At 67.3% G+C, this 12,773-nt stretch carries 14 protein-coding genes; 11 read left to right on the top strand and 3 right to left on the bottom strand.

The features are described from left to right. Positions 1 to 3: 3 nt before the first annotated feature. From HWX09_RS20165 to HWX09_RS20155, 3 genes are all read right to left on the bottom strand, one after another. Positions 4 to 618 carry a LysE family translocator gene (locus HWX09_RS20165; protein ID WP_027785451.1) on the bottom strand — a complete coding sequence of 205 codons (615 nt, stop codon included), beginning with the start codon at positions 616 to 618 and terminating at the stop codon, positions 4 to 6. A 65-nt stretch (positions 619 to 683) separates the two neighbouring features. Further along, positions 684 to 1,250 carry an adenine phosphoribosyltransferase gene (locus HWX09_RS20160; RefSeq protein ID WP_027785452.1) on the bottom strand — a complete coding sequence of 189 codons (567 nt, stop codon included), beginning with the start codon at positions 1,248 to 1,250 and terminating at the stop codon, positions 684 to 686. Positions 1,251 to 1,327: 77 nt separating this feature from the next. Then, the gene (locus tag HWX09_RS20155; RefSeq protein ID WP_027785453.1) at positions 1,328 to 3,334 is read right to left on the bottom strand and encodes a monovalent cation:proton antiporter family protein; all 2,007 of its coding nucleotides are present in this window, start codon (positions 3,332 to 3,334) and stop codon (positions 1,328 to 1,330) included. A 125-nt stretch (positions 3,335 to 3,459) separates the two neighbouring features. Here HWX09_RS20155 and kdsD point away from each other — a divergent pair, with 125 nt between their 5' ends. The 11 genes from kdsD to HWX09_RS20100 all read left to right on the top strand — a co-directional run bounded on the left by kdsD (position 3,460) and on the right by HWX09_RS20100 (position 12,703). Next, positions 3,460 to 4,443 carry an arabinose 5-phosphate isomerase KdsD gene (gene kdsD, locus HWX09_RS20150; RefSeq protein ID WP_027785454.1) on the top strand — a complete coding sequence of 328 codons (984 nt, stop codon included), beginning with the start codon at positions 3,460 to 3,462 and terminating at the stop codon, positions 4,441 to 4,443. Next, positions 4,443 to 4,979, top strand: a complete 537-nt coding sequence (locus tag HWX09_RS20145) for an HAD family hydrolase (RefSeq protein ID WP_027785455.1) — start codon at positions 4,443 to 4,445, stop codon at positions 4,977 to 4,979. Before kdsD ends, HWX09_RS20145 begins: the two co-directional genes overlap by 1 nt. 3 nt (positions 4,980 to 4,982) lie before the next feature. Continuing rightward, complete coding sequence (gene lptC / locus HWX09_RS20140; RefSeq protein WP_027785456.1) at positions 4,983 to 5,597, top strand: LPS export ABC transporter periplasmic protein LptC; 615 nt, start codon at positions 4,983 to 4,985, stop codon at positions 5,595 to 5,597. A gap of 20 nt (positions 5,598 to 5,617) precedes the next feature. Further along, the gene (lptA, locus tag HWX09_RS20135) at positions 5,618 to 6,283 is read left to right on the top strand and encodes a lipopolysaccharide transport periplasmic protein LptA (RefSeq protein WP_012329239.1); all 666 of its coding nucleotides are present in this window, start codon (positions 5,618 to 5,620) and stop codon (positions 6,281 to 6,283) included. Continuing rightward, positions 6,280 to 7,056: an LPS export ABC transporter ATP-binding protein gene (gene lptB / locus HWX09_RS20130; RefSeq protein ID WP_027785457.1), complete on the top strand. Its 777-nt coding sequence runs from the start codon at positions 6,280 to 6,282 to the stop codon at positions 7,054 to 7,056. The genes lptA and lptB overlap by 4 nt, the downstream gene beginning before the upstream one ends. 171 nt (positions 7,057 to 7,227) lie before the next feature. Then, a complete protein-coding gene (locus tag HWX09_RS20125) occupies positions 7,228 to 8,733 on the top strand; it encodes an RNA polymerase factor sigma-54 (RefSeq protein WP_027785458.1) in 1,506 nt (501 codons plus the stop codon). A gap of 158 nt (positions 8,734 to 8,891) precedes the next feature. Beyond that, a complete protein-coding gene (gene raiA, locus HWX09_RS20120; protein WP_006477786.1) occupies positions 8,892 to 9,251 on the top strand; it encodes a ribosome-associated translation inhibitor RaiA in 360 nt (119 codons plus the stop codon). A 195-nt stretch (positions 9,252 to 9,446) separates the two neighbouring features. Continuing rightward, a complete protein-coding gene (locus HWX09_RS20115) occupies positions 9,447 to 9,959 on the top strand; it encodes a PTS sugar transporter subunit IIA (RefSeq protein ID WP_027785459.1) in 513 nt (170 codons plus the stop codon). 129 nt (positions 9,960 to 10,088) lie between these two features. Beyond that, a complete protein-coding gene (gene hprK / locus HWX09_RS20110; RefSeq protein ID WP_006483133.1) occupies positions 10,089 to 11,057 on the top strand; it encodes an HPr(Ser) kinase/phosphatase in 969 nt (322 codons plus the stop codon). A gap of 74 nt (positions 11,058 to 11,131) precedes the next feature. Next, the gene (gene rapZ / locus HWX09_RS20105) at positions 11,132 to 12,040 is read left to right on the top strand and encodes an RNase adapter RapZ (protein WP_027785460.1); all 909 of its coding nucleotides are present in this window, start codon (positions 11,132 to 11,134) and stop codon (positions 12,038 to 12,040) included. A gap of 27 nt (positions 12,041 to 12,067) precedes the next feature. Further along, on the top strand, positions 12,068 to 12,703 hold the full coding sequence (locus HWX09_RS20100; RefSeq protein ID WP_027785461.1) for an LON peptidase substrate-binding domain-containing protein: 636 nt from the start codon (positions 12,068 to 12,070) through the stop codon (positions 12,701 to 12,703). Positions 12,704 to 12,773 lie beyond the last annotated feature (70 nt).

The following is a 12,773-nucleotide window of genomic DNA, read 5'->3' as shown; positions in this document are numbered from 1 at the left end:
CGCTCAGTCCTTCAGCGCGACGCGGATGCCGATCGCGATGAACGTCGCGCCGGCGATCCGGTCGAGCCACACGCCGGCCTTCGGGCGACGCTTCAGCCACGCGCCGATCATGCCCGCGCCGACGCCGAACAGCGAGAAGACCGCGGCCGTCTGCAGCATGAACAGCGCGCCGAGCTCGAACATCTGCAGCGTCACGCCCTGCGCGCCGTGCGGATCGACGAACTGCGGCAGGAACACGACGAAGAACAGCGTGACCTTCGGGTTCATCAGGTTGCCGATCATGCTCTGCCGGAAAATCGCGCCGAGCGGCTGCGGCGGGCGCGCATGCGCGTTCGCGAGGCCCTGGCTGCGCAGCGCCTTGATGCCGATCCACACGAGGTACGCGGCGCCCGCGAGCTTCAGGATCTGGAACGCGACCGGCGACGAACGCAGCACGGCCGCGACGCCGAGCGCCGCGAGCGTCGTGTGGAACAGGATCCCCGCCGTGAAGCCGAGCGCGGCGACGAAGCCGGCCGCGCGGCCCTGCGAGATGCCGCGTGCGAGCACCTGCAGGTTGTCGGGACCCGGCGCGAACGTGATCGCGATCGACGTGGCGAGAAACAGCATGAAGTTGGGCATCGTGACCTCGCTGCGTAACGTGAACCGGGGCAAGCCGGAGCGGCAAGCCCCGAGCGCACCGGCGTTCAGTGGCCGGAGAATTCGGTGACGGTATAGACGGGCAGGCCGGCGTTGCGCAGCAGCGCCGAGCCGCCGAGATCGGGCAGGTCGATGATCGCCGCGCCTTCGACGACCACCGCGCCGAGCCGCTGCAGCAGGTTGCGCCCCGCCATCATCGTGCCGCCGGTCGCGATCAGGTCGTCCATGACGATCACGCGGTCGCCGGGGCGGCACGCATCTTCGTGGATCTCGACCGTCGCGCTGCCGTATTCGAGGTCGTACGATTCCGAACGGGTCTTGTACGGCAGCTTGCCGACCTTGCGGATCGGCACGAAGCCGACGCTCAGCTCGTACGCGACGATCGGCGCGATGATGAAGCCGCGCGCGTCGAGCCCCGCGACGTAATCGAGCTTCGCATCGACATAGCGTTCGACGAACAGGTCGACGAGGATGCGCAGCGCCTTCGGGCTCTGCAGCAGCGTTGTGATGTCGCGGAACTGCACGCCCGGCTGCGGCCAGTCGGGCACCGTGCGGATCTGGCTGTGGATGAAGGCGACCGGATCGAGCGGTGCGCCCGACGACGAATGCGGCATGAAACTCTCCGAAAAAAACGGTGCGCGAAGATCGGGCACCGTTTCTGAACAATACGGGTCAGGTTGTGAATCGCGGCTCACGCAGCCGCGGCCGGCGGATCGCGCCGATGGCGCGACAACCGCTCCTCCGCGAGCGCGAGCGCCTCGGGCAGCCCGCGCAGCACCACGATGTCGCTCGCGCGCAGCTTGGTCTGCGGATCGGGTTCGACGCCGCGAATGCCGTGCCGGCGGATCGCCGTGACTTCCAGCCCGAGCGCGTACAGCCCGAGTTCTTCCAGCGAGCGCCCGACCGCGTCCGCGCGTGCATCGACCGGCACCGATTGTAGCCGCACCTGCTCGTGATCGTCGTCGTCCGCGTCGTCCGCGCCGCGGAAATAGCCGCGCAGCAGGCTGTAGCGCTCGTCGCGCATCTCCTCGACGCGCCGCACGACCTTGCGCATCGGCACGCCGACCAGCACCAGCGTGTGCGACGCGAGCATCAGGCTGCCCTCGACGATCTCCGGAATCACCTCGGTCGCGCCGGCCGCGAGCAGCTTCTCCAGATCGGCATCGTCGACGGTGCGCACGATCGCCGGCAGCGTCGGCTCGAGCTCGTGCACGTGATGGAGCACGCGCAGCGCGGACGGCGTGTTCGCGTAGGTGATCGCGACGGCCGCCGCACGGTGGATACCGGCCGCGAGCAGCGATTCGCGGCGCGCCGCGTCGCCGAACACGACCGATTCGCCGGCCGTCGCGGCCGCGCTCACGCGATCGGGATCGAGGTCGAGCGCGACGTACGAAATGCCTTCCTGCTCGAGCATGCGCGCCAGGTTCTGGCCCGCGCGGCCATAGCCGCAGATGATCACGTGGCCGCGCTGCTTCAGGCTCTGCGTCGCGATCCGCGTCATCTGCAGCGACTGCTGCATCCATTCCGTCGACGACAGCCGCATCACGATCCGGTCGGCGTTCTGGATCAGGAACGGCGCGGCGAGCATCGACAGCAGCATCGACGCGAGGATCGCCTGCAGCAGCGTCGAATCGACGAGATGCCGGTCGAGGATCAGGTTCAGCAGCACGAAGCCGAATTCGCCGGCCTGCGCGAGGCCGATGCCCGTGCGCATCGCGACGCCCGGCGTCGCCCCGAACAGCCGCGCGAGCCCCGCGATCATGGTCGCCTTGAACAGGATCTGCCCGACGAAAAAACCGAGCACGATCAACGGATGCTCCCAGATCACGCGTGGATCGAGCAGCATCCCCGTCGTCACGAAGAACAGGCCGAGCAGCACGTCGCGAAACGGCTTGATGTCCTCTTCCACCTGATGGCGGAACGGCGTCTCGGAGATGAGCATCCCCGCGATGAACGCGCCGAGCGCGAGCGACAGGCCGAAGCGGTCGGTGATGAACGCGGCGCCGAGCGTGACGAGCAGCAGGTTCAGCACGAACAGCTCCTGCGAGCGGCGCCGCGCGACGACGTTGAGCCAGCGCGTCATGAAACGCTGGCCGATGACCAGCAGCAGCGTGAGCGCGATCACGATCTTGACCGCCGCGAAGCCGAGCGTGATCGCGAGGTCCTTCGACGATTCGGCGCCGAACGCGGCGATCACGATCAGCAGCGGCACGACCGCGAGATCCTGGAACAGCAGCACGCCGAAGATGTTGCGGCCGTGCTCGGTCTCGATCTCGAGCCGCTCGGCGAGCATCTTCGACACGATCGCCGTCGACGACATCGCGAGCGCGCCGCCGAGCGCGATGCTGCCCTGCCACGTGATGTGCACCCAGCGCTCGAACAGCGCGCCGAGCACGAGCGCGAGCACGAGGGTCGCGACGACCTGCAGCAGGCCGAGCCCGAACACGAGCCGCTGCATCGCCCTCAGTTTCGCAAGCGAGAATTCGAGGCCGATCGAAAACATCAGGAACACCACGCCGAACTCCGCCAGGTGCTCGGCCCGTTCGAGATCCGCCGCGACGCCGAATGCGTGCGGGCCGACCAGGATGCCGACGGTCAGGTAGCCGAGCATCGGCGGCAGGTTCAACGAGCGGAATACGACGACGCCCACCACCGAGGCCAGCAGCAGCAGCAGGGTCATTTCGAGCGGGGAAATCACAGGCGAAGCGTCCTCGTTCGTCGGGGCCACGGCAATGCGGGCGCGGGTGGTGGCGGTGGGCAAGCGACATCGGACGGGTCCGAAGGCGCGGCGCGGCGAACAAACGCCTTTGCTATACTCCGCGCATGATAGCGAAAATCAATGATGATCGGGCGCTCGCGCTCGCCCGCGACGTGCTCGACATCGAGGCGGACGCCGTGCGCGCGCTGCGTGACCAGCTCGACGGCGGCTTCGTCCAGGCCGTTGCGTTGCTGCTCGACTGCCGCGGCCGCGTCGTGGTCTCCGGCATCGGCAAATCGGGGCATATCGCCCGCAAGATCGCAGCCACGCTGGCCAGCACCGGTACGCCGGCCTTCTTCGTCCACCCTGCCGAGGCCAGCCACGGCGACCTCGGGATGGTCACCTCCGACGACGTCTTCATCGGCATCTCCTATTCCGGCGAATCGGAAGAGCTCGTCGCGATCCTGCCGCTCGTGAAGCGGATCGGCGCGAAGCTGATCGCGATCACGGGCCGCGCGGGGTCGAGCCTCGGCACGCTCGCCGACGTGAACCTGAACGCCGCGGTGTCGAAGGAAGCGTGCCCGCTGAACCTCGCGCCCACCGCGAGCACGACCGCCGCGCTCGCGCTCGGCGACGCGCTCGCCGTCGCCGTGCTCGACGCGCGCGGCTTCGGCTCGGAAGATTTCGCGCGCTCGCATCCGGGCGGCGCGCTCGGCCGGCGCCTGCTCACCTACGTGCGCGACGTGATGCGCTCGGGCGACGACGTCCCGTCCGTCGGGCTGAACGCGACGCTGTCGGACGCGCTGTTCCAGATCACCGTGAAGCGCCTCGGCATGACGGCCGTGGTCGACGCCGGCGGCAAGGTCGTCGGCATCTTCACGGACGGCGACCTGCGCCGCGTGCTCGCGCGCGACGGCGACTTCCGCACGCTGCCGATCACCGAAGTCATGACGCGCGACCCGCGCACGATCGCGCCGGATCACCTGGCGGTCGAGGCCGTGGAACTGATGGAGCGCCACCGGATCAACCAGATGCTGGTCGTCGATGCCGACGGCGCGCTGATCGGCGCGCTGAACATGCACGACCTGTTTTCGAAGAAGGTGATCTGATGAGCGCAGCACTGACTGCGGCCGAACGCGCGAGCCGCGTGAAGCTGATGATTTTCGACGTCGACGGCGTACTGACCGACGGCGGCCTGCTGTTTACCGCGGCCGGCGACGCGATGAAATCGTTCAATTCGCTCGACGGTCACGGCGTGAAGCTGCTCGGCGAAGCCGGCATCGCGACCGCGATCATCACGGGCCGCCGCTCGGACATCGTCGCGGCACGCGCGAAGGAAATGAAGATCGCGCACCTGTTCCAGGGCGTCGAGAACAAACTCGCCGTGTTCGCCGACCTGATCGCGTCGCTCGGCCTGACGGCCGACGCATGCGGCTACATGGGCGACGACTGGCCCGACCTGCCGGTCATGCTGCGCTGCGGCTTCGCCACGGCCCCCGCGAACGCGCACCCCGAGGTGATCGCCCGCGCGCACTGGGTCGCCGAGGCCCGCGGCGGCCACGGCGCCGTGCGCGAGGTCTGCGATGCGATCCTGCGCGCGCAGCGCCGCTACGACGCGCTGCTCGCCGCCGTCTGCGGAGCCTGACCGATGAGCACGCATTTCCGCTGGACCCAGATGCTGCCGCTCGCCGCGGTCGCCGCGCTCGCGGGCGTCACCTGGTGGCTGCTGCAAGCCACGCTGCCGCCGCCCGGCGAGGGCGCCGTGCAGCCGAAGCGCCATACGCCCGACTATTTCGCGGACAACTTCTCGGTCACCGAGCTCGACCAGTCCGGCACGACCCAGTACCGGCTGACGGCCGCGAAGCTGGTCCATTACGAAGACACCGAAAGCAGCGACCTGACCGATCCGGCCATGCGCGCGTTCCAGCCCGGCAAGCCCGTCGTGACGACCACCGCGAAGCGCGGCACCGTCAACGGCGACGTGTCGATCGTCGATTTGTACGACGATGCGCGGATCCTGCGCGCGGCCGGCGGCGGCGACCCGCAGATGCAGGCCGATTCCCAGCATTTCCGGATCTTCGTCAATGACGATGTGATCCAGACCGAAAAGCCGGTTAAACTTCAGCGCGGCCTGTCGCTCGTCAACGCGACCGACGGCATGAAGTACAACAACGTCACCCGGGTCATCGAGCTTTACGGCAACGTGCGCGGCACGATCGCCGCGGCGGACACGTCCGGCGGCTCGAAAGGTCAACCCAAGTGACGCATCCCTCACGTGACTGCATGAACGAACCGTTCCCTCGACAGATTTCCGGCGGCGCTGCGCGCGCCGTCCGCGCCGCGCTCGCCGCGACGCTCGTGGCGCTCCCGCTGGTCGGGCTGGCGCCGCTCGCCCATGCCGAGAAGGCCGACCAGAACAAGCCGATCAACGTCGAGGCAGACAACCTGACCTATGACGATCTGAAGCAGGTCACGGTCGCGACCGGCAACGTCGTGATCACGAAGGGCACGATCATCATCAAGGGCGATCGTGTCGAAGTGCGCCAGGACCCGGAAGGCTACCAGTACGCGACGTCGTTCGGCAGCGGCAAGAAGCACGCGACGTTCCGCCAGAAGCGCGAAGGCCTCGACGAATACATCGACGGCGACGCCGAGCGGATCGACTACGACGGCAAGCAGGACCTGACCACGCTGACCACCGCCGCGACCGTGCGCCGCCTGCAGGGCACGTCGACGATCGCCGATACCGTGCACGGCAGCGTGATCACGTACGACGGCCAGCGCGACTTCTACACCGCGAAGGGCGGCAAGGACGTCGCCGCGCCGGGCAACCCGAACGGCCGCGTGCGCGCGATGCTGTCGCCGAAGAACGGCGGCCCCGCGCCGCTGAACGGGGCGCCGGCCAAGCTGTCGCCGTCCACCACGATCCAGGGAGCGCCCGGCCAATGAACGCGCTCCCGAACCGCCAGCCGGCCGGCACCACGAGCTCGCTCGTCGTCCGCAACCTGAAGAAGCGCTACGGCTCGCGCACGGTCGTCAAGGACGTGTCGCTCGACGTGAAGAGCGGCGAAGTCGTCGGCCTGCTCGGCCCGAACGGCGCCGGCAAGACCACGTCGTTCTACATGATCGTCGGTCTGGTGCCGACGGACGCGGGCGAAATCTCGCTGAACGGCAGCTCGATCAGCCTGCTGCCGATCCACAAGCGCGCGTCGCTCGGCCTGTCGTACCTGCCGCAGGAAGCGTCCGTGTTCCGCAAGCTGACCGTCGAGGAGAACATCCGCGCGGTGCTCGAGCTGCAGTACGGCGAAGACGGCAAGCGGCTGTCGAAGGACGCGATCTCGTTGCGCACCGAAGCGCTGCTCGACGAACTGCAGATCGGTCACCTGCGCGAGAACCCCGCGCTGTCGCTGTCGGGCGGCGAACGGCGCCGCGTCGAAATCGCGCGCGCGCTCGCGACCAACCCGAGCTTCATCCTGCTCGACGAACCGTTCGCCGGCGTCGACCCGATCGCGGTGCTCGAGATCCAGAAGATCGTCAAGTTCCTGAAGCAACGCAACATCGGCGTGCTGATCACGGACCACAACGTCCGCGAAACGCTCGGTATCTGCGACCACGCGTACATCATCAGCGACGGTTCGGTGCTGGCCGCCGGCGCGCCGAGCGAAATCATCGAAAACGAAAGCGTGCGCCGCGTGTACCTCGGCGAACACTTCCGCATGTAACTCCCTCCTCGTGGCTGGCTGCACCCCGCCCGGCATCGCCGCGCGGGGCCGCGCCCCGCTTGCATCCACGCCCGCGGCCATGCCCGCGGCCAGGCGGCGCGCCGCGCGTAATCGCGGATGGCTCAATGCGCCTGGGTCGTGGCAAACTGCCGGTATGACTCCCTCCTTGCCATGAAAGCCAGCCTTCAACTCCGCCTGTCGCAACATCTGGCGCTGACGCCGCAGCTGCAGCAGTCGATCCGGCTCCTGCAGTTGTCGACGCTCGAGTTGCAGCAGGAAGTCGCGATGGCCGTCGCGCAGAACCCGCTGCTCGAGAGCGACGACGAATGGATCGCGAGCCCGTTGCGCGTCGCGTCGGACGGATCGCTGATCGCGCAGACGCCGCCCGCACAAAACACCGAGCCCGCCGCGACGAACGGCAGCGGCACGTCCAGCGATCGCGCGGAGCGCGACGAGCCGGCCGGCGCCGACGAATACGACGGTTACGGGTCGGGCGACGGCAACGACGGCCCGCAGTGGAACCTGGACGACTACGGCCGCTCGAGCGGCGCGTCCGACGACGACGACCTGCCGCCGCTGCAGGTGCAGGAAGCCGCGACGTCGCTGCGCGAGCACCTGTCCGCGCAGTTGCGCGTCACGCAGGCCGGCCCGCGCGATCGCGCGCTCGTGATGTTCCTGATCGAATCGCTCGACGACGACGGCTACCTGACCGCCACGCTCGACGAAGTACTCGCCGACCTGCCGCCCGAACTGGACATCGACTGCGACGAACTGAACGCGGCGCTCGCGTTGCTGCACAGCTTCGACCCGGCCGGCGTCGGCGCGCGCTCGGCTTCCGAATGCCTGAAGCTGCAGTTGCTGCGGCTCGATCCGTCCCCGACGCGCACGCTCGCGCTCGAGATCGTGTCGCAGCATCTCGAACTGCTCGCCGCGCGCGACTTCACACGGTTGCGCAAGCACCTGAAGGCGAGCGACGACGCGCTGCGCGACGCGCACGCGCTGATCCGCTCGCTCGAGCCGTTTCCCGGCGCCGCATACGGCAAGGCCGAGGCCGACTACGTCGTGCCCGACATCATCGTGAAGAAGGCCGGCCAGGGATGGCTCGCGGAGCTCAACCCGGAGGTCATGCCGCGCCTGCGGATCAACAACCTGTACGCGAACATCCTGCGCAACAGCCGCGGCGATCCGGCGGCCGGATCGCTGAAGCAGCAGCTTCAGGAAGCACGCTGGTTGATCAAGAATATCCAGCAGCGTTTCGAGACGATCCTGCGTGTCGCGCAGGCTATTGTCGAGCGTCAGAAGAATTTCTTTGCGCACGGTGAAATTGCCATGCGCCCCTTGGTTTTGCGGGAAATAGCTGATACGCTGGGCCTACACGAGTCGACTGTCAGCCGTGTGACAACCGGGAAGTACATGCTGACCCCGTTCGGGACGCTGGAATTTAAGTACTTCTTCGGATCTCACGTTTCGACCGACACCGGTGGCGCCGCTTCGTCGACCGCCATCCGAGCCCTCATCAAGCAACTGATAGGAGCTGAAGACCCAAAATCGCCACTTTCGGACAGCCGCATTGCCGAGCTGCTGGCAGAACAGGGTTTCGTGGTCGCGCGCCGCACGGTTGCCAAATATCGCGAAGCCCTCAAGATCCCGGCAGTGAATCTGCGCAAGTCTCTTTAAGCCTGCTGCCTGCCCGGCGGCAGGCGTGTTCCGGCCACCGCGCACACGGGGAACAGGCCGGGCGACCTGTCCGCGATACGCCGCCTCGTGCGGCACGGGCAAGTCGGCCGGAGCGCCGCCTCGATGCGGCCGGGTGGTCACTCGCTTGGAGAAGCACTATGAACCTGAAGATCAGTGGACATCATCTCGAAGTCACGCCTGCAATTCGCGAATACGTGATCACCAAGCTGGACCGGGTGCTACGGCATAGCGATCAGGTGATCGATGGCACTGTGATCCTCTCGGTCGACAACCACAAGGAAAAGGACAAGCAGCAGCGCGCGGAAATCAACCTGCACCTGAAGGGCAAGGACATCTTCGTCGAAAGCGCGAACGGCAACCTGTACGCCGCGATCGATCTGCTGATCGACAAGCTGGATCGCCAGGTCGTCAAGCACATGGAGCGCCTGCAAACGCACGCGCACGACCCGATCAAGCTGCAGCCGTCGATCGACCAGATCGAACTGCCGCCGCAATAACCGTCACTGCGACACGCACGCCGCCCGGTTCGCCGGGCGTTTTTTTTGCCACTCCGCGCGAAGGTGCGGCCGGTCCGTCCGTGCCGCGCCACGCACGCGGCTGTGCTCTATAATGTTCCGGTTATCGCCGGGGGGTGTTGGATTGCGGTAGCTGCGTTGCAGGTTGCCATGCCACATGCCGTGATATCGCCGAACATGGAAAATCAGTCCGCCGCCGCAAGGAGACCCCAGGCCGCCCAATCGCCTGCCAACATGAATCGCCTAGCCAAAATCCTGCCCATAGAGAACGTCGTCATCGACCTCTCGGTCACCAGCAAGAAACGCGTCTTCGAACAAGCCGGGCTGATGTTCGAGAATCAGAATGGCATCGGCCGCAGCACCGTCACGGACAACCTGTTCGCGCGCGAGCGCCTCGGTTCGACCGGGCTCGGCGAAGGTGTCGCGATTCCGCACGGCCGCATCAAGGGCCTCAAGCACCCGCTCGCCGCGTTCGTCCGCCTCTCCGAGGCGATCCCGTTCGAAGCGCCCGACGGCCAGCCGGTCGGCCTCCTGATCTTCCTGCTCGTCCCGGAGCAAGCCACCCAGCAGCACCTCGAGATCCTGTCGGAAATCGCGCAACTGCTGTCCGATCGCGACGCCCGCGAGCGTCTGCACAACGAAACGGATATCGCCGAGTTGCATCGCCTGCTCACTCAGTGGCAACCTTGAGTTGTTCCGGGCGGAATATTTCCCCGTACTAGGCGGCACACGCCGCCGTCCAGGGCCGCTCGGCGCCGGCCCGGCATGGCGACGTCCGTCGCCGCGCGCCCGCACCGGCCCATTGGAGTGACGAGAGTGATGGATACGTCCAGCATCAACGCCCAGAGCATCTTCGACGACAACGCAGCCACGCTGAAACTGAGCTGGCTGACGGGGCATGAAGGCTGGGAACGCGGCTTTTCGGCCGACACGGTCGGCAACGCAACGTCGAGCGCCGACCTCGTCGGCCACCTGAACCTGATCCACCCGAACCGGATCCAGGTGCTCGGCGAAGCCGAAATCGACTACTACCAGCGCCAGACCGACGAAGACCGCTCGCGCCACATGGCCGAGCTGATCGCGCTCGAGCCGCCGTTCCTCGTCGTCGCCGGCGGCGCCGCGGCACCGCCCGAACTGGTGCTGCGCTGCACGCGCTCGTCCACGCCGCTGTTCACGACGCCGATGTCGGCCGCCGCGGTGATCGACAGCCTGCGGCTCTACATGTCGCGCATCCTCGCGCCGCGCGCGACGCTGCACGGCGTGTTCCTCGACATCCTCGGGATGGGCGTGCTGCTGACCGGCGATTCGGGCCTCGGCAAGAGCGAACTCGGCCTCGAGCTGATCAGCCGCGGACACGGCCTCGTCGCCGACGACGCGGTCGATTTCGTCCGTCTTGGCCCCGATTTCGTCGAAGGGCGCTGCCCGCCGCTGCTGCAGAACCTGCTCGAAGTGCGCGGCCTCGGCCTGCTCGACATCAAGACGATCTTCGGTGAAACCGCGGTGCGCCGGAAAATGAAGCTGAAGCTGATCGTCCAGCTCGTGCGGCGTCCCGACGGCGAATTCCAGCGCCTGCCGCTCGAAAGCCAGACCGTCGACGTGCTCGGTTTGCCGATCAGCAAGGTCACGATCCAGGTGGCGGCCGGCCGCAACCTCGCGGTGCTCGTCGAGGCGGCCGTCCGGAACACGATCCTGCAGTTGCGCGGAATCGACACGTTGCGCGATTTCATGGATCGGCAACGACTCGCGATGCAAGATCCCGACAGTCAGTTCCCCGGCAAGCTGGTGTAACCCGCACGCGCCGGCCGCGCAACGCCGACGCGTCGAGCCGGTGCTATGATGAAACGTCAGGATTCTCTGTTCCCATGCGCATCGTCCTCATTACCGGCATCTCCGGCTCAGGCAAGTCCGTCGCGCTGAATGCGCTCGAAGACGCAGGCTATTACTGCGTCGACAACCTGCCGCCGCACGTGCTCCCCGAACTCGCCCGCTACCTCGCCCAGGACGGCCAGCGCCGGCTCGCGGTCGCGATCGACGCACGCTCGAGCGCCTCGCTCGACGAAATGCCCGGCCTGATCCGCGATCTGTCCCGCGAGCACGACGTGCGCGTGCTGTTCCTCAACGCGAGCACCCAGGCGCTGATCCAGCGCTTCTCCGAAACGCGCCGCCGCCACCCGTTGTCCGGCTCGCGGTCGCACGATGCGGACGTCGGCCTGCTGTCGTCGCTCGAGGAAGCGATCGAGCGCGAGCGCGAACTCGTCGCGCCGCTCGCCGAATTCGGCCACCAGATCGATACCAGCACGCTGCGCGCGAACGCGCTGCGCACCTGGGTCAAGCGCTTCATCGAGCAGAAGAACAACGACCTGATGGTGATGTTCGAATCGTTCGGCTTCAAGCGCGGCGTGCCGCTCGACGCCGACCTGATGTTCGACGTGCGCGCGCTGCCGAATCCGTACTACGACCATCAGTTGCGCCCGCTCACCGGGCTCGACCAGCCGGTCATCGCCTTTCTCGACGCACTGCCGATCGTCCATCAGATGATCGACGACATCCATGCGTTCCTGATGAAATGGCTGCCGCACTTCCGCGATGACAACCGCAGCTACCTGACCGTCGCCATCGGCTGTACGGGCGGGCAGCATCGCTCGGTATTCATCGCGGAAACGCTCGCCGCGCGCCTCGCCCGCGACGCGAACGTGATCGTGCGGCATCGTGACGCGCCAGTGGATGTCGACGCGTCGTCGCGGCTCGTCTCCGAGGTCGACCGACCCTAGCGACACCCGCCCCCACGCCCGCGCGCCATGTCCTCCCTATCGACCACCCTGATCGACCTGCCGCTGTTTCCGCTGCACACGGTGCTGTTTCCGGGAGGGTTGCTCCCGCTCAAGGTGTTCGAGGCGCGCTATCTCGACATGTCCCGCGCGTGCCTGCGCGACGACGTGCCGTTCGGCGTGTGCCTGCTCAAGAGCGGGCCCGAAGTCGCGCAGGACGGCGCGGTGTCGGTGCCCGAAACCATCGGCTGCATGGCGCGCATCACCGAATGCGATACCGGCGAATTCGGGATGCTGTATCTGCAGGCGGTCGGCACGCAGCGTTTCGAGCTGCTGTCGTATCGCGTCGAAAGCAACGGGCTGCTGGTCGGCATCGCCGAACCGCTGCCCGACGACATCCCGCTCGAAGGCGAACAGGCGCTCGCGCAGTTCGGCTCGTGCGCCGAGGTGCTCGAGCGCATCATCGACGCGCTGAAGAAGTCCGATCCGGAGAAAATGCCGTTCGTCGAACCGTTCCGCCTCGACGATCCGAGCTGGGTATCGAATCGCCTCTCGGAACTGCTGCCGCTCGACCTGCGCGCGCGGCAGAAGCTGATGGAGTTTCCGGACGTCGGCGCGCGCATCGACGCCGTGCACCACGTGCTCGACCGGCACGGCTGGCTGTAACGCCGCCGGTCGCGCGTGCCCGGCGGGCCGCCTGCGCGAGGGCAATGCCGCGGCGGTCAGGCGCCTTCCC

Origin of the sequence: Burkholderia sp. BCC1208 (assembly GCF_902833095.1) — a bacterium.
Taxonomy (GTDB): Bacteria; Pseudomonadota; Gammaproteobacteria; order Burkholderiales; family Burkholderiaceae; genus Burkholderia.
Note: the sequence above shows the minus strand (reverse complement) of the source record. Positions and strands in the feature narration are given on the sequence as shown.

Bases quoted from the DNA above. Each gene is read 5' to 3' on its own strand.
- HWX09_RS20165 (WP_027785451.1), bottom strand. From the start codon at position 618: ATGCCCAACTTCATGCTGTTTCTCGCCACGTCGATCGCGATCACGTTC.
- HWX09_RS20160 (WP_027785452.1), bottom strand. From the start codon at position 1,250: ATGCCGCATTCGTCGTCGGGCGCACCGCTCGATCCGGTCGCCTTCATC.
- kdsD (WP_027785454.1), top strand. From the start codon at position 3,460: ATGATAGCGAAAATCAATGATGATCGGGCGCTCGCGCTCGCCCGCGAC.
- HWX09_RS20145 (WP_027785455.1), top strand. From the start codon at position 4,443: ATGAGCGCAGCACTGACTGCGGCCGAACGCGCGAGCCGCGTGAAGCTG.
- lptC (WP_027785456.1), top strand. From the start codon at position 4,983: ATGAGCACGCATTTCCGCTGGACCCAGATGCTGCCGCTCGCCGCGGTC.
- lptA (WP_012329239.1), top strand. From the start codon at position 5,618: ATGAACGAACCGTTCCCTCGACAGATTTCCGGCGGCGCTGCGCGCGCC.
- lptB (WP_027785457.1), top strand. From the start codon at position 6,280: ATGAACGCGCTCCCGAACCGCCAGCCGGCCGGCACCACGAGCTCGCTC.
- HWX09_RS20125 (WP_027785458.1), top strand. From the start codon at position 7,228: ATGAAAGCCAGCCTTCAACTCCGCCTGTCGCAACATCTGGCGCTGACG.
- raiA (WP_006477786.1), top strand. From the start codon at position 8,892: ATGAACCTGAAGATCAGTGGACATCATCTCGAAGTCACGCCTGCAATT.
- HWX09_RS20115 (WP_027785459.1), top strand. From the start codon at position 9,447: ATGGAAAATCAGTCCGCCGCCGCAAGGAGACCCCAGGCCGCCCAATCG.
- hprK (WP_006483133.1), top strand. From the start codon at position 10,089: ATGGATACGTCCAGCATCAACGCCCAGAGCATCTTCGACGACAACGCA.
- rapZ (WP_027785460.1), top strand. From the start codon at position 11,132: ATGCGCATCGTCCTCATTACCGGCATCTCCGGCTCAGGCAAGTCCGTC.
- HWX09_RS20100 (WP_027785461.1), top strand. From the start codon at position 12,068: ATGTCCTCCCTATCGACCACCCTGATCGACCTGCCGCTGTTTCCGCTG.